The following is a 22,263-nucleotide window of genomic DNA, read 5'->3' as shown; positions in this document are numbered from 1 at the left end:
CTCTGGCCCGCATGGCCAGCTTCTTTGCCGTTATCATACTCATTGCCGTCATCGGCGTCAGTCTTTACGTGCTGTTCTACTTCGTTGGCAAGAAATGGGCCAGTTGGGAAGCGTAGATTGTCTACACTACGCTCCCTCTGGACCTGGCGCACTACGGCGGGTGAGGGCCTGCTTGTGTGGATGTGAACCTGTTCGCATCTGCCCCTGCGGGAGGTTTCGCACAGGATGCTCACTCCGCGTGTCAAATGGTCGACTCCAACAGTCAGGGTGCTGGATGCACCAAGGAGGTGAAAATCAACAAATACATCTGAGGATAAATGATGAATGAGGACGAATTACCGCTACTTGACCAGCCTGCCAGGCAGGCACAAACACTCTTTAAGGAGAAGACTCCATGAGAAGCCACGCAGTCACCCGAAACCTATTCCTGCTGATCGTGATCCTTGCTTTTGGCGGCCTGTTGGCAGCCTGTGCCGTCCCTCAAACCGCTGCGCCCGCCGCGCCGGTTGCTGAACAACCAGTTGCTGAAGAACCTGCCGTGGAAGAACCGGTTGCTGAAGAACCCGTCGCTGAAGAGCCTGAAGCAGCAGCCGAACCTGATAAGGTTGTCTGGGTATCGCCCCGCGGGACGCTGGAGGTGATGGACGACTTCAACCTTTGGGTAGCCAGAGAAATGGGCTATTTCGACGAGATGGGCATTGATCTTGAGTTGCAGCCTGGCCCCCTGGAGGCGCTTGCGGTCACCAAACTCGTCGCTGAAGGTCAAGCAGATATCGGTTATCCCTCACCCGGTGTGCTGTTGGCGAGTATCGACGCCGGCATGCCGCTGGTGCAACCATGGGAGATGATGCTGGGCCAGACTTTCAACTTTGCTATGGCCCCTGACAGTGACATCGAAACTGTGCAAGATCTCGAGGGAAAAAGCATTTCCCTCGGCTCGGGAGGCTGGTCGGTCATCGTCGATCCCATCTTGGTGGAGGCTGGCGTTGATCCCAGCACGGTCACCTATTTGAACGCGGGTAACCAATGGGCTCAGGCTGCGGCTCTGGGTGAGGCTGATGCCGCCCTGGCATGGCGCGGCCTGGAAGCGCAGTGGGGAGCGCAAGGTCTGGACCTGAAGTACCTCATCGGCACCGATTTCTCCAACCATCCGTCTAACGGCTATTCCATCCGTGCCGAGGACCTGGAAGACCCTGAGATGCGTGATACGTGGGAGCGATTCTTCACAGCCAATGCGATGGCCTTTGATCTCGCCCGGCGCAACCCGCGCTGCGCTGCTCAGATTGCCTACAACCAGTTCCCTGCCGTCCAAGAACAGATGGAACCGCAGCTCGCCTTCGACTCGATGGTCGAATTGGCCGATCTGTATTTCCAGAGTTACAAAGATGGACTGGGCTATGGCTACAATGATATGGACAACTGGCAGGAGTACATCGACACCGTCTATGATCTGGAGCAAATTCAGAATCAGTATGAGGCGGGACAGGTGGTCAATAACGATTTGATCGAAGTTGCCAACAGCTTCGATGTCGAACGCATTATGGCAGACGCCGAGGCTTGCGAACTGAGCGAGGAGTGGGCCGCGGTTACAACCGATAAGGTTCCCTGGTCTATGGATTAGGCTGCTATCTCTTGGGCGGGATGAGTCGATCTTTCGGCCTCGTCCCGCCCGCTGCCCTTATTGACATCTCGCAAAGGAGAGCGGATATGCAAAACATTCTGGCTGGCCATACCAACAGCTATCACACCTACGGTTTGGACGAAGCATTGCAGGGCATCGCCGCCGCCGGATTCGAATATGTCGAACTTTCGGCGGTCGATGGCTACACAGAGCACGTGCCTATCGATGCCACCGATGAACAAATTGCCGAAATCAAAGGCAAACTCGATCAATTGGGGTTGAAGGTCTCCGCCCTGAGCGGCCATTCCGATCTGACCACCGCTGAAGGGGTGGTGGTTGGCAAGAAGGCCATCGACCTCTGCACGAAGCTCGGCGTTTCTCTGATGAATACGGCTATTGGCGGCCATTACAGCGAAGACGAGGATAAAGACGCTTTCATGGGCTACGTCCATGAACTGGCCGATTATGCTGCCGAACAAGATGTCGTAATCGGTTTGGAAGTGCATGGTGACATCATGGCGTCGGGAGCATTGTCCATCCCCATCATCAAAGAGATCGGCCGCGACAACGTGGGCATCAATTATGACACCGCCAACTGTGTTTTTTATGCCGATGTACAGGCCGTCGACGATATAAGTGCAACCGTGCCCTATCTCGTGCATGTTCATCTGAAAGACAGCGCCGGCGGCAAGGGCGTTTGGAACTTTCCTGCTGTGGGCGAGGGACTTGTCGATTTCTCCGGCATTCTCAACCTCCTGGAGGAGGAAGGTTATACCGGTCCCTTCAGTGTGGAGATCGAATTCCAGGGCGAGCCCTTTCCACCTCTTGCCGAAGTGGATCGCTCGATGAAGGTTTCCTACGAAACGCTAAGCAACTTGGGCCTGTCCTGACGTCCACATTCATAATCATACGAGGAGAACCGCTGTGCTCAATGTAGCAGTGCTTGGAGCCGGTTTCATGGGCGGAGCGCACGCCCGCGCTTTCGCCAGGCTGGAGGATGTCAATCTCATCGCCGTTTCTTCCCGCTCTGAAGAAAGAGCCAGGGCGTTGGCGGAGGAGCTTGGCTGTGAATGGACAACCGACTCGATGGCGTTGGTCGATGATCCGCGCGTCGAAGCAGTGAGCATCACGCTGCCCACGCATCTGCACAGGGATGCCACCCTGGCTGCCTTCGCTGCCGGCAAAGATGTGTTGGTGGAAAAACCGATGGCGCTGACGGTGGAAGACTGTGATGCCATGATCGCAGCCGCTGACGAAGCGGATCGTTTGCTCATGGTCGCCCATGTCCTGCGTTTCTGGCCCGAATATGTGGCTTTGGCTGAAGTGTTGCAGAGCGGCGAATTGGGCGCGCCAATTTCGGCGGTCGCTTCGCGGCTGTGTGAACCGCCCGGCTGGGCCGAATGGTTCAAAGATGCCAGCCTGAGCGGCGGCGAGGTACTCGACTTGCATATCCACGATCTGGACACGCTGAACTGGCTGTTTGGCGAGCCGGACACACTCTACGCCCAGGGCCGGCGGGGCGCGCATGGCGGTTGGGATCAGGCCATGACCATGATCGATTATGGCGGCGTCAAGTGTTTCGCTGAGGGCAACGCCATCATGCCTGCCGGCTATCCCTTTACCATGACGCTATCTGTTCGCTGCGAGCTGGGCAATGTGGAATACACGCTGCGCGCAGGAGGGGAACAGGTGGACTCCAGCGCCGACGGCATCAATAGCCTGATGGTTTACCAACCGGGCCAACCGCCCAGGGTGCTGGAAATGGAAGCGGGCGATGGCTATCAGAATGAGGTGGCCTACTTCGCAAAATGCGTGCAGGAAGGCAGTCGCCCACAGTTTGGCACAGGCGCCCAGGGCAGACTGGCGGTGAAAACAGCGCTCGCCGCCCGCCAATCCATCGAAACCGGTGAGGTCATCCGCTTTTGGTAACTGGAGTTGCGCAGGTAACAATATGCTCAGAAGACCGCAGACAACGGACGGCAGACCGCTTCCAGAAGACGGCGGTCAGCGGTCAGTGGTCGGCGGCCCTCGGTCAGTAATCGTCCAAAAAGGAGTTGATATGCGGGATTTCGATCATGTTGGAATACCAACCGACGACAAACAAGCAGGCGAAATGTGGGTGGAGGCGACCCGTGTGTGGGTCACCAACCCGATCGACCATCCATACAAAGTGGAATACCTGCGCTTTGAGCCGGATTCGCCCGTGACCGGTCCGGTGCGCGATCTGCCGCACATGGCGTTTCAGGTGTCCAACCTGGAGGAGGCCATGGGCGACTCGCCGGTACTGCTCGGGCCATTCCAGGCCAACGACAATGTGCGCGTCGTCTTCGTCTCAAAAGATGGAGCGGTGTTCGAGTATATGGAGAGCAAGGTCGGCAAGGATTGGCATAAGGCAGAGGTTTGATTGCCGCAATTAAACCCCCACAGACAGAGTTTCAAAAGAGAAGGCGGACGCCACACCAGCACGCTGGCAAGCGGTGCGAGAGCTAGGCAAGCGGGAGTCCATCGATATCGCGTGCCAAAATTGGTCGTTCTAGCGTGAGTTCTAGCGAGAGCCCAGGAGTTCACGCTCTGGTTCCCCGCCTTCGCGGGGACGACACACGGTTGGTCCGAAAATCGCAAGTTTCTAAGCAGCGGGTGCAGCCCCGAAGCAATTCCCGAGTTTGCTTGTTGGAGATTGCTTCGGCCTATCGGCCTGCTAACGAAACAGTTTTATGGTAAGTTGTTTCCGCGCATCATGCAGAGGTGTGGAGCGCCTTTTGGTTACTTGCAATGACACAAACGGGAAGTTATCTTTAGACAGCCACTAAGTAAGGAGGTGTTGCAGCATGAACAAAGTCAAATATGGCATCATCGGTCTGGGCTGGTTCGGAGAATTCCACGGTGAAGCCCTGGCCTCGTTGCCCAACGTGGAGTTGCATTCGCTGTGTACACGCACCGAATCCCGCCTGGAGCAACTGGGCGAGAAATTCGGCGTCACCAATCTCTACACCGATTACAATGAAATGCTGGAAGACCCCGAACTGGAGGCGGTCAGCATCACCACCATGTGGGACCAGCATACCGGGCCCACGCTGGCTGCTCTCCGGGCCGGCAAGCATGTCTTTCTGGAGAAACCGATGGCGTCCACTCTGGTCGATTGCCGCGCCATCGTCGATGCCGCCAATGCCTCCGACAAGTTCTTCATGGTCGGCCACATTGTGCGCTTCAACCCTCGCTACGCTGCTGTCAAGCGTGAGATCGAGGCGGGCAAGATCGGCAAAATCGTCTCAATCTATGCCCGGCGAAATGTGCCTGTCTCCATTGGCGCGGCGGTGCTGCCCAAGATCGGCCCCATCATCGGCGATGGCGTGCACGACACCGACATCATGCTTTGGTACACCGGAGCCAGCATCGAAACCGCCTATGCGCAGACGCTCAATGTGAATGGCCACAGGTATCCCGATATTGGCTGGACGATGTATCGCTTCGATTCGGGCGCGATTGGGGTGTGCGAAAACGTGTGGTGCATGCCTGATCACAAGGGCTATTTCCCAGACGAACGCATGGAGATCATCGGCACAGAGGGCGGCGTCTATCTGCAGGAGACCTACCCCAGCCTGCAAGTTGTGGGGCTGGATGGCTCCTATACGCCTGACCCCACCTATTGGCCCGAAATCCGGCCCGGCGTGCGCGGCGGCGCGCTGGCCGAAGAACTGGGCTATTTCCTGAATTGCATCGTCGATGGCACGCCGCCTGTCGTTATCACACCCGAAGAATCGCTGGCCGCAGTTCAAGCCTGTCTGGCCGCCGAACACTCCGCCGAAATCGGCGCGCCGGTGCCTGTGGCAGATTTTTCCTGAATGGTGACTGCCAGACCCGGCGTTTGGATCACGAAGCCGCGAAATCGCGCGAAGACATGAAGCACCAGAACCACGAAAAAGGAGCCTCCTCTTCGCGATGGTCTCGCTCTGCAACGCCACGTCAGCGCGCCGGACCTGTCGGTCGGCGATCCATGTGGTACAGCCGGGCGTAAGTAAACCGAGGGTTTGATAGCTGGTCGATCGACACGCTCAGACCTGTCCTGAGCGGTGCCCCGAGCTGCCCGATCCCTCCCGAACGGGGCGAAGTCGAAGGAGTGACAACCGTTGGAGTATTTACACCCGCGTGTAGTAGTAACCCTGGATGTCCAGTTCTTGCAAGGAGAAGGCATGTGAGTTTCACCTATGATCTAGCAAAATTCATATCTTTTCGCGATGTGGCAGAGTGTGCGCGTGTGCGCGCCATCAAGCGCGATGACATCGCATCGCATCCAAACCCCGATTTCCAGATCAGCGTCGTCGACGATATCAGCGAGTTCTACGGCGCCTTCGCCAGCGACATCGTCACCCGCATCAAGCTTGCGTTGGACGAGAATCGCCATTTCGTCGGCATTTTTCCCGTCGGCCCCATGCCGCAATATGCTATCGCCACCCGCATGATCAACAACCTGCGCATTCCGATGCACCATGTCCATACTTTCAACATGGATGAATACGCGGATCAGGATGGCAACACTGCCCCGGAAGAATGGCCAGGTTCCTTCAAAAGGGCGATGATGGAGAACTTCTTTCTGCGGATCGATCCGGAACTGAGGCCGCCGCCGGAGCAGATTCATTTCCCCACCGCCGAAAACATCAACGGCTACGGCAAAATGATCGAAGACCTGGGCGGGGCAGATGTTTGTTACGGCGGCATCGGCTGGTGCGGTCACATTGCCTTCTGGGAATCGGACCTGGGTGAGGAATTCGGCGATGACCTGGAAGCCTACAAGCAGGCGGGCGCGCGCATCGTGGAACTCACGCCCATGACGATCATGCAGAACGCCTTGCACTCCTTTGGCGGCGACTGGTCGTGGGTGCCGCCCAAAGCGGCCACCATCGGCCCGGCCCAGATTGTCGGCGCACGCGATCGCAGCTTCTGGCTGGATGGCTATCTGGGCGGCGGCGTGAGCTGGCAGCGCTTCATCGCCCGCCTCTGCGCCCATGGCCGCGTAAATACATTGGTTCCCGGCTCATTGCTGCAGACGGTTCCCGGCACGTACACGATCTGGGGGCCGGTGGCCAATGACGTTGAAATTCACATGTCGTAGAGATTCGATGAGCCCTGCCGCGAAAGGTAACCGCAGACCTGAATGAACCGCTGATAAACGTCGATGAACGCTGATCAGACATCAGAAAAGATCGGAGCCGGAGGTTCGCGGAACTCTGCGGAAAAAACGAACCACAACTCTATTTCAGGAGGCGATGCCATGCGCACATCCATGATCCCGGATTCGGATTATCGCAATCGAATAGCACGTTTGCAGACGGCACTGGAGGAAGCAGATATCGATGTCCTCATAACCTACTCCTCCGAATCGGAATCGGCCAGCAGCCGTTACCTGGCCGATTTTTGGCCCTTTTTCGACTTTGCCGGCATTGTCGTGCCGCGCCAGGGAGAACCGGCCCTGGTCACCGGCGGGCCCGAGTCCTACGAGTTCGCCAAACAGTTTTCCCGCATCAAAGATATCCGTATTCACCCCGCCTTTGTCGAAAGCTCAGCGCCCGACTGGGTGCCGCCTGTCACCTATGAGGATTTTCAATCGATCCTTTCCTCTGTCTGCAAACAAACGCCGGCCCGCATCGGCGTCACCGACTGGAACATCTTTCCCTATCTCATCCTCGAAGACCTGAAGGACGCGGCCCCCAATGCCGAGATCATCCCTGCTGACGATCTGTTGCTGGGCGTGCGGGCGATCAAATCGGCGTTTGAGTTGGCCGTCATTCGCAAAGTCTACTGGATCACCGAACAGGCGATGATCGACGCCATGACTACGGCCTGCGAGGGTATGCCCGAATGGCAGATCGAAGCCAATGCCCACATCACGATGAAGCGTCTCGGTGCAGAAGGCACACCCTATCCCATCTGGGTCTGTTCCGGCCCCAACACCCGCCAGAGCCTCTGCCGCTCCACCGATCGCCGCATCCGCCGCAATGAGTTGGTTCAGCTAACCTTCGGCGCGAAGTATATGGGCTATTGCGGAAACATGTGCCGCCCCTTTGCTATCGGCGCGGCCCCGCCGCGGGCGCTGGAATTGATGACCGTCGCCCTGGAAGGTGTCAACGGCGCTTTGCGGGATATCCGGCCCGGCGTGGCGGCCAAAGAGGTCTTCCAGAACTACCACGATACGCTATCGCGCTATGGCTTCGAGGAATTTACCCTCTACGGCCCTGCCCACGGGACCGGCACATCCGAGGTCGAAGGATTGTGGCTGGGCGCGGGCAGCGAGACAGTCATCCAGCCCAACATGCAGTTCAACATCGATGTGTGGCTCAGTGATGGCGAGTATGGCATGCGTTACGAAGATGGCATCATCGTTACGGAGGATGGGATCGAAGAATTGACATCTTACCGCCGCGAGATCATTGAATTGTAATGGGTGCAAGCAGAGGCAGGATCTCCCCGCTCTCAGCCCGCTGCAAGGCACGAGGAACGAAACAATGAACCTGAGCAGTTTTGCCCATGACCTGCGGCTCCGCTACGAGGATGAGATTGTGGAAGTAATGCGTGACCTGATCCGCATTCCCACCCGCAATACGCCTCCGACAGGCGAGGAGAAAGCGGGCCAGGTCTATCTGGCGGAGTATTTGCAGAGCGCAGGCCTGCCGGTCGACCTCTACCAGCCGGATCAGGTTCCCGGCCTGCTTGAGCATGAAGCCTACTGGCCGGGCCGCAACTACGAAGATCGGCCCAATCTCTCATCCGTTGTGCCAGGCAGGGGCGGGGGCAGGTCGCTGTTGCTGACCGGGCACATGGACACGGTGGCTTTGGGAGATAACGTCTGGTCGCGTCCGCCATTCGGCGCGGAAATCCATGATGGCAAGCTGTACGGCCTGGGTTCGGTTGACATGAAGGGGCCGATGGGGGCGATGGCCGTGCTTTACAGGGCTCTCAGGGAGCAGGGACTATCGCTGAAGGGGACGTTGAGCTTTGAGTGTGTGGTCGATGAAGAGGAGGGCGGGGTAAACGCCACCATTGCCGGGCGGCTGCGGGATGGTGCGATGGATGCGGCTATCTTGCCGGAAGTAACAGATCTGCAGATCTACCCGGCGGCCCGCGGCGCGCTGATCGCCAGTTTCATCTTCACCAGCAGCAAAGGAACCTGGTTAGAGGCAGGCACGGCGGGCGCGCAGTCCGCGGACGCCGTAGAGCAGATGACGTTGTTCCTTTCGCATCTCGATGAATTCCAGGCAGTGCGGCGCAACCATCCTGACCATCCCCTCTACCTGAGCTATCCCGACCCTGTGCCGGTGCAGATTACCAAGGTGTACGCGGGCGGTTGGGGGCCGAACGTACCCATCGCCGTTCCCAACGAAGGCCGCATCGAACTCATCGCCCAGGTGCTGCCAGGAGAGCGCCGCGAGGATGTTCTGGGAGAGTTGAAGCGGTGGTTGCAGAGCGTGATCGACCGGTATCCGGATGCCTTCGCCACTATTCCCGAGATGCGCTTCCGTTTGCGTTGGATGGTACCCACCGCAATGGACCCCAATCACCCCTCGGTACAGCTTCTGGCGGAGAGCGCCGCCCAGATGACGGGGGCGCGTCCCGACATCCTCGGTGCGCCTTATGCATGCGATATGTTCGCCCTGCACCAGATATTCGACATGCCCGGCATCATCTTCGGCCCCAGCGGCGCCAATGCCCATGCCGCCGATGAATATGTCGAACTTGAGAGTGTTTTCTCGTTTTGGGAGAGTCTGTTGGTCTTTGTTTTGCAGTGGTGCGGGGCTGATCTCAGTTAGGTGCCTGAAGAATCACCAACTTCACGCCACCTGCCGGCCAGGGATAGGCGGCCCCCCGGCGTAAACGGCGGTTACCGCCATCGTCCCCACAGGCGCTCCCAACAGGTGTCGTCTGCCCAGCCATCGTCCTTTGGCCTGGAAGGAGACGATGTCGAGTGTAAGCAGCGAGGCGGCGATGGGGTCGCCAACAGCCAGCGGTTCCAGCATGTCAGCGGCCAATCCCTCTGCACAGACCAGAGCGCTGTCTCCGGCGGGTTGCAGGGAGAGCGCGGGCGCTGTCACCGGGTATCCCTCGCCATCCAGAAACGCCAAAATCCGCACTGCCGTGATCGGGCTGAATTTCTCGCGCACTGGCGGGGGCATCGTCGTCGCTTCGCCCAACTCGTCAGGAGGCCGGGCAGCGGCGCGGGCCAGCAGGTAATCTGCCAGGATGCGCATTTTTGAGATGCGGAAATGGTGCAGGACCGCCCGCACCTGGATGATGCCGGCGTTGCGGACGCCGGTGTAGGCGTTGTAGCGCAGGAGATCGGTATTGTTGAGGCGGTCTACATAGGCTCCCGCCCGTTGCCAGCCCACGAAATCCCCCTGCAGAACCCAGCCCTCCAGATCAGTGGTGATGACCAGGATGCCGAGGCGCGGGTCGCTGTCCAGGTTGCCGATCGACTTGCGCAGCAGGAAGTTGCCGAAAATCAGACGGTCTTCCACATCGCCCGCGGGCATGGTGGAGGTGCATGGTACGATGTTGGGAATGCCGTTGGCGGAGCGGGTGGCGAGGAACTTGGGCGTCATCTCGTCGGAGAGCGCTTTCATCAGTCCGGGCTGTGCTTCGATGATGGACATGGGATACCTTTAGGCGTTAAACGTGAAACGTGACGCGTGCTACGTGGTGCCCTTCGACAGGCTCAGGATGAACGTGAGGCGTTTTTCGTTGACTGTTGATTGTTATTTGTCACGCGTGGCTCCCGACCAGACGGCGACGGGAACCCGTTGGACGGCGACGGCGTGCAGCGCTTCCATTTCGGTGTGGGTCAGGAGCGGGGCTCCCTCCAGGGCGTAAGGTCGCTCCAGGCGATGGTATTTTGCCTGGCCCAGGTTGGTGTAGGCCAGCAGGTCCCAGCGTTCGACCGTGGGCAGTTCGGCGGCGATGAAGTCGCCCAGGGCGGCGATGTTGGCTTTGTCGGAGGTGAAGCCGGGGATGATAGGCGTGCGAATCCACATCGGCATTCCGGCGGCGGCGATGCGGCGGGCGTTTTCCAGGATGTGGGCGTTGTCAGCGCCGGCGGCGGACCGGTGGCGCTTCCCGTCAAAGATTTTGAGATCGAAGAATACCAGATCCACCAGGGATAGCGCCTGCTCGTAGCGCGCCCAGCTTGCAGCCCCGCAAGTGTCCAGAACCACATGGATGCCCGCTCCGCGGCACAGACGGGCCAGGTCCAGGATAAAGTCGGCCTGGGCCATCGGCTCACCGCCTGAGAGGGTGACCCCCCCGTCAGAGGTTTCGTAGAAGATGGCGTCCTTCTGTACTTCGGCGAACAGAGCCTCCGGCGTCCACTCCCGGCCAATGATCTCCAGCGCAGCCGATGGACAGGCTTCGGCGCAGTCACCGCAAACAGTGCACCTGGCTCGATCAATGCGCATTCCCTGGGAAGTCAGCTCCAGCGCATCCTCCGGGCAGACGCGCAGACAGTCGCCGGCGCCGATGCAGCGTACGTCATACCACATAAGCTCCGGCCGGGGAGAGATCCCTTCCGGGTTGTGGCACCAGGCGCAACGCAGCGGGCAGCCCTTGAAAAAGAGGGTAGTGCGAATGCCAGGGCCATCCTCGGTGCTGAAGCGTTGGATGTTGAAGGTTGTGCCGGTAAGGCTAATCGCACGCATCACGATTTCTACAGCGCATGACTCTCGCGGGCAATGATCTCGTCCTGAATCTCCTTGCCCAACATCACAAAATAGGCGTTGTAGCCGGTGACGCGCACCAGCAGGTTGCTGTAGGACTCGGGATCCTGCTGTGCGGCTCGCAGCGTGTCCGGACTGACGACGTTGATCTGCAAGCAGGTGCCGCCGACAAGGTTATAGGCCCGCAGCAGCCCCGCCATTTTGCGACGATTCTCGGAACTGGCCAACAGGCTGGGCGAGAAACTCATGGTGTGAGAACTGCCGTTGGGGGCGGTCTCCAGTCCCAGACGGCCGGAACTTTTGACCACAGCGGTGGGGCCCAGACGGTCGGCGCCGTTGACCGGGCAGACGCCGTTGCTCAGGAACTGGCCGCGCTTGCGGCCATCGGGTGTGGCCGCTGTTTTGGGCGCGTAGGCCACCCAGTAATTCCAGGAGAGATAACCGCCCCGGTAGCGCTTGCCGGTCTCGGGCGTGACGTGTTGGAAGGCCTCTGTTGTCCAGAAGCGACTGATCTCACCGGCGAGATCGTCGGCATAGGGGTCGTCGTTGCCGTACTTGGGGGCCTTGTTCAACAGCGTCTGGCGCAGCGACTCGCAGCCCTCGAAGTTGGCGTCCAGTGCCCGCACCAATTCATCCATTGTCACTGATCCCTCATCGTAGACCAGTTTCTTGACCGCGGCCACGCTGTCGGTCGTGGTCGCCAGAGCCACCCCTTCGATAGTGAGGTAGTTGTGGCGCGCCCCACCGGCGGTGATGTCCACACCGTTCTCCAGGCAGCCATCCACCAGCGCACTGACGTAGGGCGTCGGCTCGAAGCGCGCCCGGCCGCTGTCAGCGATATCGTTGGCGGCGATGAGCAGCTCCATGATTGCCTTCAATTGCGTCTGGAAGGCGGCGAAGAACTGCCCGAAGGTGGCAAAGGATCGGGGGTCGCCGGTGCGGGGGCCGATCTGTTCACCGCTGGTGGTGTCTTTGCCATCGTGCAGGGTAAGTTCCACGGCCTTGGCGATGTTCATGTTGACGTCTACCGTGCCGGAGCGGTCGTTGCCCTGCAAGGTGTTCTCCAGGCAGCCGACCGGGGCATAATCCCACAGGTCGGATTCAGGCAAGCCCTGCCAGCGCAGTCCGGCCATCGAGTTCTCATCGAAGTTGAGCAAAAAGGGGCTGCCCTGGGCCTCGGCGACCATGTCCACCACCCGGTCGAGCAGGCGGTCGGGGGTTTTGGCGTGAAGCCGGACGTTGGGCTTGGGCTCCAGCAGGTTCATCTCCTCGATCACATCCAGGAGCAGGTAAGTGAGGTCATTGCTGGCATCCTCGCCATGCTCGTCGATGCCGCCCAGGGTGATGAGTTGGCCGAAGGAGGCGTTGATGCCCTGATTGGTTCCCACCCAACCCTGGTAGTCGTAGGCGTAGTTATGTTTGACCCACAGGCATTGCAGCCACTCCCTGGCTTGCTGCCGGGTCAGACGGCCGGCCTCGAGATCGGCCTGGTAGTAGGGGAAGAGATACTGGTCGATACGGCCAGGCGAGACGCCAGGGCCAGGATAGCTTTCGGCGATCAGCACCAGCATGTGGGTCAGCCAGAGGGATTGAAGCGCCTCGGGGAAAGTCCCGGCCGGATTCCAGGGCACTTTGCGGCAGATGCGGGCTATTTCGTTGAGTTCGGCCCGGTGGGCGGGATCGGTCTCCTGAACGGCCAGGCGCTCGGCTTCCGCGGCGTAACGGTTGGTGAGTTCCCGCACGCCGTCAGCGCAGATGGAGATGGCGCGGGCCAGGTTTCGTTTATCCTGTGTGGCAGCCGGGTCGGCCGCGATGGCGTCCGCTTCGGCCTGGATGGCCTGCCAGCCGTGGTGCAGGATGCGGGGATAGTCGGGGATGAGGTGTCCGGGGATGGCGCCGCAGTTGCCCACGCCCACCCGGTCCAGCCGCTGCACTTCCGCCATGAAGCGCTTTTCCATGCGGGCAAAGGGGCGGGCCTCGGCGCGGGTCAGCGTGCGGGAGAAGGCAGTCGAGAAGTGAGAGCCGACAACGAGTTCCCCGGCCAATATCTGCACCGGCAAGTACTCCTCCAACACCCGCTTGAAAAAGATCGCTCTCCGCACCACCAGCGGCTGATCCCAGAAAGCGGACGGCAGTTCCACCGGAGTAGAATCGGCCAACAAGTAAGCCTTTGCGCCGGCGAAGAACATCATCATCTCCGGAGCGCCGGTCCAGTTCCAGGGTGAGTAGACATGGTCCCAGGCGGAGCCTGAACTGAAAGAGCGCACCTCGTTGGTGTAATCCCGATTGTAAAAATCCCAGAACTGCTCGCGCAATTGGCGGACGCGGGGGCTGAGGCTGTCGGCGGGGGACCAGAGGGCTGGTGGGGTTGAGATTTCACACGTGTCGATGGACATTTTTGTATCTCCGATAAGAAGAAGATAAGTAAACAAGTAGACAAGTGGATAAGTAGACAAGTAAACAAGTAAACAAGTAGACAAGTAAACAAGTAGATAAGTCAACAAGTAGACAAGTAGACAAGTCAACAAGTAGACAAGTAGACAAGTAGACAAGTAGACAAGTAAACAAGTAGACAAGTCAACATGATCGTTGGCACACCAGCAATGATGAAAATGCAGATGCGGTTGACACCAACACGTCTCCGGCCTTTCGGGCGTCTTTCAGACAGGCCACCCGGCCGCGTCACTCCCGCGGACGCGGGAGTCCAGGAATCAATGCCGCTTTCGCAGGGATGATGTCCGCCTATCGCAAAAGCGCTTATTTTCAAGACAGTAGACAAGTGGATAAGTAGACAAGGCTGCCTGCAAAGCCATTTCGATTATAGCAGAGGGTTCACGAGTTTCAAAGTTGCGACTCGGCGGTGCGGGTACAGGGGCGGTTGGACTATGACTATCTGTTCATGCTCGATCCCGAAATAGCCGACGTCGCTGGTGTTTCTGTGGCTACCGTATCTCGCTCCTTGACAGGGAGCAACCCTCCCCTCAGCGAAGAGACCAAACAACGCATCATCAAGCTAGCGCAAGAAATGGGTTACCATCCAAATCTCTTCGCGCGGGGCTTGCGCGCAAAACACAGTTCCATGGTCGGCATCATCGTGGACAATATCTCCAGTAACTTTGCCCCCTTGATTGTCCGGGGCATCCAGGACCACTTACTCACGGCCGGGCACCGGCAGGAATGGTATGATTGCGCCTGCTGCCCTCCCAATATTGTGCGTTTGTTTGCATCCTTGGGCAACTATATCTATGCTACATCACCCTGCGACTGGCGATGCCGGTTGAACGAGTCTATGCGCATCCGCAGGTACGTATGAACAATAAGCGCGTGGCCATACAGCGCGGCCCTATCGTTTACTGTCTCGAAGGCACTGATAACCCAGGTAACGTCCACGGCATTTGCCTGCCCGGACAGGGTCACCTGCAAGACGCCTTCGAGGAAGACCTGCTGGGTGCCGTCGTCACAATCACAGGGGACGCGCTGCAAGCTGAAGAAACTGGATGGGAAGGGGCTCTCTACCGCAACACGCCGGCTGCCACATCCCCTGTTACGTTCAAGGCCGTTCCCTACTACGCCTGGGATAACCGTGACGAAGGGGATATGCTGATCTGGCTGTGCGATGCCGGTGAAGCTCCGCACTGGATATGAGCGCAATCGTTCCTGGTTGGCTACGGGAAGCTCATCTGGGCAGTGACTCACACTACAATCCCTGATTTAGCTACCTGACACTTTTAGGAATGTCACGCTGGTGATATAAGGTAGCAGGCGAATGTAGGTTGTTGCCATGGTACGCCAGATCTGGTTAGATAGGGTTAGATCACCAAACCGATTCCGTGTCTACAGGACGCGGGCCCTATCAGCCAAAGGAGGCAAACCATGGCAGAGCATATTGTAACGCAAATCGACATAGGCAAGTACGAACATGTGTCCGTCATCCAGGATGGCAATGACATTATCGAAATTGATCGCCTGCTGGTCGAGGGGGTGGTCGCTTGTGTTGGCGACAGCGCAGACGTCTCTTTCTTAGTGCCTGGACCATCTTCTGCATGGTCTTGGTATCCAGGTTTTGGCACGCTTGCCAACGACCAACACCTGTATCATGTAAAAACTCTCTCTTTCGCAATTTTCTGTGCTTCGTGCCGTCAATTGCAGTAAACTTCCATTAAGTCCAGACTTCTTCATACAATTGCAACCAGTTTCCACCCATGATTTTCTTTACGTCCTCTGGGGCGTAGCCCCGCCGGAGTAGCTCAGCCGTGACGTTGGGGAACTTTGCAGCCGTTTCGAAATCCTGCATGGGAGGGATGGCGGCAAACTGCTTGATCGCCTCGGGTGGCAGTCCTTTTAGTGCTGCCGCCGCTACTTCCGCTGGCATGTATTCCATGAAATCCGGCCCCAGTCCCACATGATCGATTCCCGCCACACGCACCAGGTGGTCGATGACATCGACGTAAGTCTCGACCGTGGCCGGAAACTGGCGAGTGACCATAGCCGGAAATTGCACCGCGCCGATGACGCCACCCCGTTCCGCCAGCGCCCGGATGACCTCGTCGCTTTTATTGCGGGGCATATCGAGCAGGGCGAGTGGATTGGCGTGGGTGATGGCGATGGGTGTTGTTGAGGTTTCGATGGCCTCCAGGGTGGTGCGCGGGCCGCAGTGTGATACATCCACCAAGATGCCCAGACGATTCATCTCGGCCACCACCTCCCGGCCAAAGCCCGTCAACCCGCCATCTTCTGGGGCCTGGCATCCGTAACCCACCAGATTTTCGTGATTGTAGGTGAGTTGGATGATACGCACGCCCAGCTTGTAGTGAACACTGAGCAGTCCCAAATTGTCGGCAATGGGGGCAGTGTCCTGAAAGCCCAGGATCATGCCCACCCGACCGCTTTCCTTGGCCCCAGCGATGTCTTCCACCGACTCGACCTGCATGATGATGTCGCTGTGCTGCTCGAACAGCGGCAGGAGGGCGCTGAACAGGTCGAGCGTTTCCAGGGGGTCGTGCCAGGCGGCGATGGTGGCGTTCACCGCTGTGACACCGCCCTCGTGCAAGTGCTGGAGCACGCGCGGATCGGGGAACCAACTGGCATTGAGGCCGTCGATGATGATGCTTTCTTGATGTAGTTGCGAAGCAATACTTGAGGACATAGTCATGGTTCCTTGATTAGTGGAGGGGGAGGATGGCGATAGCCTCGGCAGTGATGAGCACGCCGGGAGGAACGCCAGGGATGGGGGTGCGCGCCGGGTAGGGTAAAGGAAAAATGGCCGAGTAAATGTCGTTCATAGCAGCGAAATCCCGCCAATCGGCCAGAAACACCGTCACCCTGACCACATCCGCCAGCGAAGCACCGGCAGCCTTCACAATGGCCTGGATGTTGGCGAAAACTTGCGTCGCCTGCTCTTCGAAAGTCTCGCCGCTGACTTCGCCAGTGACAGGATCAAATGGGCCTTGCATAGAAACAAACAGCAGCCGGCCTTCGCTTACAATGCCCTGTGAATAAGGACCTCTGGGCGCCGGCGCCTGATCGGTCTGGATGGATTGCTTCATCGCCTTATCCTTCCCCCTTCCGTCGCCAGAAGAAACCGACTGTCTTCAGCATCATGCCGCTTACACCGCCCGGACGATAGGGGCCGAAGGATTGAAGGCGGGTGATGAGGCCATCCCGTATCTCGATCACGAAGACCTGCGTAAATTTCATCTCCATCCCGCCCTTGAACACATGGTGCGTGTCCATCTCGACTGCACCTGAATCGCCGTCAGACCAGAGGCGGAGCACCTTGAATCCGGCCTGCTCCATATTCCCCAGCGCCCATTCAAAGCCCTGCCTGATGGCTTTCTTCCCGACCATTTCTGGAATAGGATAGTGGGGATCTGTAACGACAGCATCATCGGCGAACTGAGCCATGACGGTCTCAATGTCTTTGGCTTCAAACGCGGCGAAAATCTGTTCGACTTGTTGTTTGTCCATACGGCTGGGGCTCCTGTTGGAGTGAGAAAACAAGCGAACGATTATCAGCCAAGTATCTGGCCGACGCCTGCTTCTTGCGCCCTTCGATACACCAGAGCGGCGACCGCCACATCCTGGATGGCAAGACCGACTGATTTGAACAAGGTGATTTCGTCGTCACCCTCCCGACCTGGTTTGCTCCCGGCCACGATCTCGCCAAGTTCGGCGTAGATGTGCTCTTCCGTGATCGCTCCCTTCTGGATGGGGATGATCAGGTCGCCCGCTTCGGCAAGGCAGGCGGTGGCTTGGTCGGCGATGACCTTGGCGCGCTGAAGCGTGGTGGTGTCCAGTTCTCGCCAGGCCGGGGCATGCGAACCGATGGCATTGATATGAGTTCCCGGCTGCACCCAACTTCCGTCGAAAATCGGGTCGTGGGCGCTAGTGGCGGTGATGATGATGTCGGCAGCCTCGACGGCATTGCGGGTATCGGCGGCGGGTCGTACGCCGACGCCAAGAGAAGCGCTCATCTCATCGGCAAAACGTTTGGCGGTTTCGGGCTGCACATTGACCACGAGCGCTTTGGCGATTGGCCTAACGGCGCACATGGCCTCCAGTTGCTTGCGGGCCTGCACCCCCGCGCCGAAAATGGTGACAATCGAGGCGTCCGCACGGGCCAGATAGTTGGTGGCCACACCGCTAACCGCCCCGGTGCGCACTGCCGTCAGGTAGCCGCCATCCATGACAGCCCGGAGTTGGCCGGTGGCGGGGTCGAGCAACAAAATGGTGGCATTGACGACCGGTAGGCCGAGCCTGGCGTTGTTCACGAACAGAGTGACGACTTTGACGCCAAGACCGTCGACTTCGCCACCAACGTAGGCGGGCATGGCCGCACCGCCGCCGCCATGTTTGGCTACGCCAACACCGACCCGCTGGGGCAGCATGGCGTCACCTTCAGCCAGTTGGCGGAAAGCCTCTTCCACAGCGTCGATAGCGTCGGGCATGGTGAGTAGAGATTGGACATCATTTTGGTTGAGCCAGAGGGACATGGGCGTTTTCCTGATGGTGAATTGTGAATTGTGAATGTCAAGAGAACTTAGGTCACGTTTGCATCGTAGCTCTTTTCTCGTCCAACCGAAAGCAGTCATACTGATTATCTCTCATGAATCGGTTGGCAAGGGCGATGGCGTCATCTTCGCTCAGGAAACCATCGTCGATTTCGGCTTGGAGCGCTCGCGTGAGGCAGATGCGGGCCTGGGCCGCATAGCCGACCACCGTTCCGGGCCACCGGGTGTCGCCGCCAAAAGCGAATATCTTGTTTGCAGGCACGGCATGGATGCAGCGCCGCAGAAAATCGGAGGCGCTGTATGGATCGATGCTCCATGCCCAACACAGGTCGGCGTACACATTGGGAAAATGCTTCGCCAGCGCCACCAATTCGTTGCTGTAGGGATAGGCAGCGTGCATGAGCACAAATCGGGGGTCGGGATACTTGATCAGCAGGTCGGATAAGTGTCCACTTTGGATGTAGCTGGTTTGCATATGTCCGTAATGGGCATAGTATCCGGTGTGTATCTTGAACGGCAAATCGTAATCGGTCGCCAATTCGACGCCTCTGGCCCAGCACCAATCGCCCAGACAAAGGCTATCTTCCGTGCTGAACTCAGCTCCTTTCTGAAGATAGACGGAAAGCGCTCGGGATGCCTCGGCATCGTTGCGTTCTCTCCACTGCAACGTTCGATTGTAGGCGTGCTGGGCCTTGACCGCAATGGCCGTGCTGGCGAATCGTTCAAAAATGATTTCCATCGCTTGTCGCAGGGAGGCCAGACCAACCACTTCGACACCGATTTCCTCCTGTAAAAGGTCGATTTCAGGCGTGCCGCAGCAGAATTTCCACCATGAGATGTCGGAAAAGAAGAAATCCGGCCCCGCTGCATCCGGTAGACACGACCAGGTAAAATCATCGATCTGTACATGATCGAGATTGGCGACATCTCGTAGTAGCAGCAAACGCTTACCCGGACCAAGATATGTTGTGTGCATGACTTGGGCGGCTTCCAGCGTCTCTGAGTTTATGTCGTCAATGTCGTAGAGCTTTTGGGCGGTGATACGGACGGCTTCGCCGTAGCCCGTGTGCTGAACGGCTTTCCAGGCTCGTTCGATCTGCTGAAAGCGCGCGCCAATGTTGGGATCCGAACTATCCACCAGCGCCTCCACATCTTCTGGGGATGCGCCCGCTACAACCAGATCGGCCGTGACGTATCCTCCGGAAAACAGGGTCTGCAAGATGTCAGGCTCCTGGCGGACGAATTCCTGCTCGCTCCACAGATGTTCGTGGGTGTCGCACAGTGGGGTTTCCAGGATGTGTTGCGCCAGTCGGGTTTGAATTGTCATAATCTATCATTTGGGAAATCAAGCTCATGGGTTCCCTCTTCACACATCAAGCTGGAGCCATCGAATGGAGAGAATACCTCTGCTCTGGTATTTGTCGGGACGTTCAGCTTCAACGTGAATGTTGCATCCTTTTTCCTCCATGCCACTTCGATATCGCCTTGTGGCGTGGGGACAGCGCCTTTCGCCCAGGTCAGGTCGACGGGGCGTGGGGCGACACGGAAGGTCGAAAAACCAGGACTGGTGGGGGTTATGCCCAAAATTTCGGTGGATAGATCAAAGGTCGGGGTTCCGGCCCAGGCGTGGGACAGGCTGGTAAGATCATCGATCTGCCATGTCTCCCGCCAGGACTGCGCCCCCTTCTCGATCATTTCACCCCACCGTCGCCGGATATTCCCGACCATTTGCATCTGTCGGCCAGCTTTGCTCAGTGCTCGGTGCAGGTGGTGGGAGTAGAACGGCTGGGCCCGCACGACATCGTGCTCTTCATCGAAAGCCACTATGCTGAGATCGTGCTCTCCCACACGAGTCAACACCAGGCGCTCGGTGTCCATGATGGTGTTGAGGATGCGCTCCCAGCGTTCGGGAGGGGCTACATCGAAGGCGATGACGGCGGCGTTGGTCTGCTGACTGACCCGGCGGCTCAGGCCATCCTGTCGCCGGGCATCCACGTAAACGCCCCGCTTATCGTCCCACAACTGCTCGTTGATAACTGTCGCCACTCGATCAGCGAGGACATGCCAACGGTCGGCGTCAGCGGGATGGTCGAGCAAGATCGCCAGATGGGCGGCTGCGCGCAGGGCGGCGACAAACTGGGCGTTCAGCGCCGTTACCTGGCCCTGCTTGTCCAGGTTTGACCAATCGATGAAAACCCAGTGGGGCATGTCCGTGAGTAGGTCATTATCCAGGAATTGTTCGAACCAGGACAGGAGTTTGAGAATGGTGGGATAGAGATCAGACGCCAGGGAGATGTCTCCGCTGTATTCGACATAACGGCCCAGCGTCATCAGCCAGTACAAACTGAAGTCGGGGATGTTAATGAACTTGCCGATGGCGAAATCGCCGGGAGCGCACATCATCAAAATGCCATCCGGTCGCTGTGACTGGGCGATCTGCCGCAGCAAGCGGGCGGCAAGTCGGGCATCGCCAAAGGACATGAAATTGATCAGGACTTGCACGTAGGCATCGCCCATCCACTGGCGCTGCTCGCGACTGGGGCAATCGATGTAAGCGTCTTGCATGCAGAGTTGCAGCGTGTAAGCGCCGGTTTGCCAGATGCGATTGAGCAGATCGTCTGAGCAACTGAAGCGGCCTCGTTCTTGCACCGGGTAGGATGTGAAATTGAGGCTGATGCCGTGCACTCGCAGGGGTTGCAGGCAGTGCCGGAACGTGAGTTGGAGATAGCGGAACCCCGCCCACTCGAACGCTTCCCAGCTTTGTCGGCCCTCACGCAGGATGACCTGATGAGCCGGGCGTTCATCGAAACCGGGAATGCCCTTGTGCATCAGCACCCGGCCATCTTCTTGCAGCCGTTCGCTGTAGGTGAAATCGACCATCGCTCCCGCCGGAGCATCTACGTCGAAACGCACTCGTCCCGAGACCGTGCGACCGAAATCCAACACGACCGAAACGCTGCGCCCCGGCGTGGTGCTGATCTCAGCCAGCCTCTCGGCAACGATGGCCTGGTCGATCTCCTGCACCTGGCAGGCGTCTGGCTCGACCAGAGGCTCCGCCTCCAGGCGGCTGGCAATGCCCCTCACGCCCGCTGCATTCTTCACTTCTCCCACCAGTAGGACTGCTTCCGGCCAACGTTCTTCCTCGAACAGCGGCGGGATGTCACGCTCGGTCAGGAGAGTAAAGGGTGTGATGTCGTTGACAAAATGGCGACCTGGCACCCGCAACACTTCGGCGGACGTCCAATCGGCGGCGTTGAACTCGATCCCGCTCCAGCCCACCGGCGCTAAACGAGTATCGAAAAGTTCCAGAAAGCCCAGACTGCCAGAAGGTGCATCTTGTTTCCATGCCTCAGAAACAAGATGCCGCCAGGACGCATTTGTGTCCAGGCGCTGTACTGTTTCTCGACCATCCTGCTGCATCACCACGTCGCCCTGCAGGAAGAAGCCACCGCAACCAAAGGCGAGTTTGTGTTCCCACAACGGTGGTTCGTACCAAGCGGTCGGCTGCCCATACGAATGCACGAGTGCAGCGATGACGTTGGGACCGGGTTGAAGATAGGGGCGTAAATCGTAGGGGTCCACCTGTTGCTCGGTGGTGTTGCAGCGGGCAGGACCACGACCTACCAATTTGCTATTGACATAAAGTTGATAGCGGCCATCAGCAGAAGTGTGGACTTGGGCGCTCTGCACATTGTCTTCGACGGTGAATTCACGCCGGAAATAGATGTAGCGATTACGCTCATCTTCAGCGGAGAATCCGGGCGTTCCAAAAGGCACAGCGTGAACGCCACGTTCTCGCCAGATCCATTCGGCGCGGGGTTTGAAGCGGGTAGGGGGCATGAGATTGGAGTTCGGTAGGGGCGCAACCTTGCGGTTGCCCTGCGGAGATCAGAGTTCGGAGGTCGGAGGGGAAAACGTTCAACGCAACACGCAA

Annotated in this window: 20 protein-coding genes; 11 read left to right on the top strand and 9 right to left on the bottom strand. The window is 58.5% G+C overall.

From position 1 onward, the window contains the following. Positions 1 to 394 precede the first annotated feature (394 nt). The 8 genes from U9R25_04265 (at position 395) to U9R25_04230 (ending at position 9,423) form a co-directional block, all read left to right on the top strand. Positions 395 to 1,621, top strand: coding sequence for an ABC transporter substrate-binding protein (locus U9R25_04265; protein MEA3335099.1), 1,227 nt, complete (start codon positions 395 to 397; stop codon positions 1,619 to 1,621). Positions 1,622 to 1,707: 86 nt separating this feature from the next. Beyond that, the gene (locus U9R25_04260; GenBank protein MEA3335098.1) at positions 1,708 to 2,511 is read left to right on the top strand and encodes a sugar phosphate isomerase/epimerase family protein; all 804 of its coding nucleotides are present in this window, start codon (positions 1,708 to 1,710) and stop codon (positions 2,509 to 2,511) included. A 34-nt stretch (positions 2,512 to 2,545) separates the two neighbouring features. Continuing rightward, on the top strand, positions 2,546 to 3,550 hold the full coding sequence (locus U9R25_04255) for a Gfo/Idh/MocA family oxidoreductase (GenBank protein MEA3335097.1): 1,005 nt from the start codon (positions 2,546 to 2,548) through the stop codon (positions 3,548 to 3,550). A 130-nt stretch (positions 3,551 to 3,680) separates the two neighbouring features. Next, positions 3,681 to 4,025, top strand: coding sequence for a hypothetical protein (locus U9R25_04250; protein MEA3335096.1), 345 nt, complete (start codon positions 3,681 to 3,683; stop codon positions 4,023 to 4,025). 424 nt (positions 4,026 to 4,449) lie between these two features. Continuing rightward, positions 4,450 to 5,463: a Gfo/Idh/MocA family oxidoreductase gene (locus U9R25_04245; protein MEA3335095.1), complete on the top strand. Its 1,014-nt coding sequence runs from the start codon at positions 4,450 to 4,452 to the stop codon at positions 5,461 to 5,463. A 413-nt stretch (positions 5,464 to 5,876) separates the two neighbouring features. Continuing rightward, positions 5,877 to 6,731: a hypothetical protein gene (locus U9R25_04240; GenBank protein ID MEA3335094.1), complete on the top strand. Its 855-nt coding sequence runs from the start codon at positions 5,877 to 5,879 to the stop codon at positions 6,729 to 6,731. Positions 6,732 to 6,890: 159 nt separating this feature from the next. Beyond that, positions 6,891 to 8,057 (top strand): Xaa-Pro peptidase family protein, encoded by a 1,167-nt coding sequence (locus tag U9R25_04235; protein ID MEA3335093.1) that lies wholly within the window; start codon positions 6,891 to 6,893, stop codon positions 8,055 to 8,057. Between the two features lie 64 nt (positions 8,058 to 8,121). Beyond that, a complete protein-coding gene (locus U9R25_04230; protein MEA3335092.1) occupies positions 8,122 to 9,423 on the top strand; it encodes a M20/M25/M40 family metallo-hydrolase in 1,302 nt (433 codons plus the stop codon). A gap of 21 nt (positions 9,424 to 9,444) precedes the next feature. On the opposite strand, the gene U9R25_04225 is transcribed toward U9R25_04230, so the two are convergent. From U9R25_04225 to U9R25_04215, 3 genes are all read right to left on the bottom strand, one after another. Beyond that, positions 9,445 to 10,263 carry a hypothetical protein gene (locus U9R25_04225; GenBank protein ID MEA3335091.1) on the bottom strand — a complete coding sequence of 273 codons (819 nt, stop codon included), beginning with the start codon at positions 10,261 to 10,263 and terminating at the stop codon, positions 9,445 to 9,447. Positions 10,264 to 10,365: 102 nt separating this feature from the next. Beyond that, entirely contained in the window at positions 10,366 to 11,301 is a 936-nt protein-coding gene (locus tag U9R25_04220) for a glycyl-radical enzyme activating protein (protein MEA3335090.1), read from the bottom strand. Between the two features lie 8 nt (positions 11,302 to 11,309). Beyond that, a complete protein-coding gene (locus U9R25_04215; protein MEA3335089.1) occupies positions 11,310 to 13,715 on the bottom strand; it encodes a pyruvate formate lyase family protein in 2,406 nt (801 codons plus the stop codon). 482 nt (positions 13,716 to 14,197) lie between these two features. On the opposite strand from U9R25_04215, the gene U9R25_04210 reads away from it, so the two are divergent. From U9R25_04210 to U9R25_04200, 3 genes are all read left to right on the top strand, one after another. Then, complete coding sequence (locus U9R25_04210) at positions 14,198 to 14,632, top strand: LacI family DNA-binding transcriptional regulator (protein MEA3335088.1); 435 nt, start codon at positions 14,198 to 14,200, stop codon at positions 14,630 to 14,632. Continuing rightward, on the top strand, positions 14,629 to 14,964 hold the full coding sequence (locus U9R25_04205) for a hypothetical protein (GenBank protein ID MEA3335087.1): 336 nt from the start codon (positions 14,629 to 14,631) through the stop codon (positions 14,962 to 14,964). The genes U9R25_04210 and U9R25_04205 overlap by 4 nt, the downstream gene beginning before the upstream one ends. Before the next feature lie 228 nt (positions 14,965 to 15,192). Continuing rightward, on the top strand, positions 15,193 to 15,471 hold the full coding sequence (locus U9R25_04200; GenBank protein ID MEA3335086.1) for a hypothetical protein: 279 nt from the start codon (positions 15,193 to 15,195) through the stop codon (positions 15,469 to 15,471). A 7-nt stretch (positions 15,472 to 15,478) separates the two neighbouring features. Here the strand turns inward: U9R25_04200 and U9R25_04195 are convergent, their stop codons facing one another. Genes U9R25_04195 through U9R25_04170 form a run of 6 tightly spaced genes read right to left on the bottom strand, consistent with a single transcriptional unit; the run spans position 15,479 to position 22,169 of the window. Then, complete coding sequence (locus U9R25_04195) at positions 15,479 to 16,465, bottom strand: dipeptidase (protein MEA3335085.1); 987 nt, start codon at positions 16,463 to 16,465, stop codon at positions 15,479 to 15,481. 16 nt (positions 16,466 to 16,481) lie between these two features. Further along, positions 16,482 to 16,865: a Rid family detoxifying hydrolase gene (locus U9R25_04190; GenBank protein MEA3335084.1), complete on the bottom strand. Its 384-nt coding sequence runs from the start codon at positions 16,863 to 16,865 to the stop codon at positions 16,482 to 16,484. A 4-nt stretch (positions 16,866 to 16,869) separates the two neighbouring features. Continuing rightward, positions 16,870 to 17,286: a nuclear transport factor 2 family protein gene (locus tag U9R25_04185; protein MEA3335083.1), complete on the bottom strand. Its 417-nt coding sequence runs from the start codon at positions 17,284 to 17,286 to the stop codon at positions 16,870 to 16,872. A 44-nt stretch (positions 17,287 to 17,330) separates the two neighbouring features. Beyond that, entirely contained in the window at positions 17,331 to 18,311 is a 981-nt protein-coding gene (locus tag U9R25_04180) for an ornithine cyclodeaminase family protein (GenBank protein ID MEA3335082.1), read from the bottom strand. A 52-nt stretch (positions 18,312 to 18,363) separates the two neighbouring features. After that, positions 18,364 to 19,656, bottom strand: coding sequence for an amidohydrolase family protein (locus U9R25_04175; protein ID MEA3335081.1), 1,293 nt, complete (start codon positions 19,654 to 19,656; stop codon positions 18,364 to 18,366). Then, the gene (locus tag U9R25_04170; protein MEA3335080.1) at positions 19,653 to 22,169 is read right to left on the bottom strand and encodes a family 78 glycoside hydrolase catalytic domain; all 2,517 of its coding nucleotides are present in this window, start codon (positions 22,167 to 22,169) and stop codon (positions 19,653 to 19,655) included. The genes U9R25_04175 and U9R25_04170 overlap by 4 nt, the downstream gene beginning before the upstream one ends. Positions 22,170 to 22,263 lie beyond the last annotated feature (94 nt).

The sequence above is a fragment of the Chloroflexota bacterium genome (assembly GCA_034717495.1).
Classification (GTDB): Bacteria; Chloroflexota; Anaerolineae; order JAAEKA01; family JAAEKA01; genus JAYELL01.
This window is presented reverse-complemented; position numbering and strand designations above follow the sequence as displayed.

Coding starts and splice junctions, on each gene's coding strand:
- U9R25_04265 (MEA3335099.1), top strand. CDS start 395: ATGAGAAGCCACGCAGTCACCCGAAACCTATTCCTGCTGATCGTGATC.
- U9R25_04250 (MEA3335096.1), top strand. CDS start 3,681: ATGCGGGATTTCGATCATGTTGGAATACCAACCGACGACAAACAAGCA.
- U9R25_04195 (MEA3335085.1), bottom strand. CDS start 16,465: ATGTCCTCAAGTATTGCTTCGCAACTACATCAAGAAAGCATCATCATC.
- U9R25_04230 (MEA3335092.1), top strand. CDS start 8,122: ATGAACCTGAGCAGTTTTGCCCATGACCTGCGGCTCCGCTACGAGGAT.
- U9R25_04245 (MEA3335095.1), top strand. CDS start 4,450: ATGAACAAAGTCAAATATGGCATCATCGGTCTGGGCTGGTTCGGAGAA.
- U9R25_04190 (MEA3335084.1), bottom strand. CDS start 16,865: ATGAAGCAATCCATCCAGACCGATCAGGCGCCGGCGCCCAGAGGTCCT.
- U9R25_04225 (MEA3335091.1), bottom strand. CDS start 10,263: ATGTCCATCATCGAAGCACAGCCCGGACTGATGAAAGCGCTCTCCGAC.
- U9R25_04205 (MEA3335087.1), top strand. CDS start 14,629: ATGAACAATAAGCGCGTGGCCATACAGCGCGGCCCTATCGTTTACTGT.
- U9R25_04235 (MEA3335093.1), top strand. CDS start 6,891: ATGCGCACATCCATGATCCCGGATTCGGATTATCGCAATCGAATAGCA.
- U9R25_04215 (MEA3335089.1), bottom strand. CDS start 13,715: ATGTCCATCGACACGTGTGAAATCTCAACCCCACCAGCCCTCTGGTCC.
- U9R25_04200 (MEA3335086.1), top strand. CDS start 15,193: ATGGCAGAGCATATTGTAACGCAAATCGACATAGGCAAGTACGAACAT.
- U9R25_04185 (MEA3335083.1), bottom strand. CDS start 17,286: ATGGACAAACAACAAGTCGAACAGATTTTCGCCGCGTTTGAAGCCAAA.
- U9R25_04170 (MEA3335080.1), bottom strand. CDS start 22,169: ATGCCCCCTACCCGCTTCAAACCCCGCGCCGAATGGATCTGGCGAGAA.
- U9R25_04220 (MEA3335090.1), bottom strand. CDS start 11,301: ATGCGTGCGATTAGCCTTACCGGCACAACCTTCAACATCCAACGCTTC.
- U9R25_04175 (MEA3335081.1), bottom strand. CDS start 19,656: ATGACAATTCAAACCCGACTGGCGCAACACATCCTGGAAACCCCACTG.
- U9R25_04260 (MEA3335098.1), top strand. CDS start 1,708: ATGCAAAACATTCTGGCTGGCCATACCAACAGCTATCACACCTACGGT.
- U9R25_04180 (MEA3335082.1), bottom strand. CDS start 18,311: ATGTCCCTCTGGCTCAACCAAAATGATGTCCAATCTCTACTCACCATG.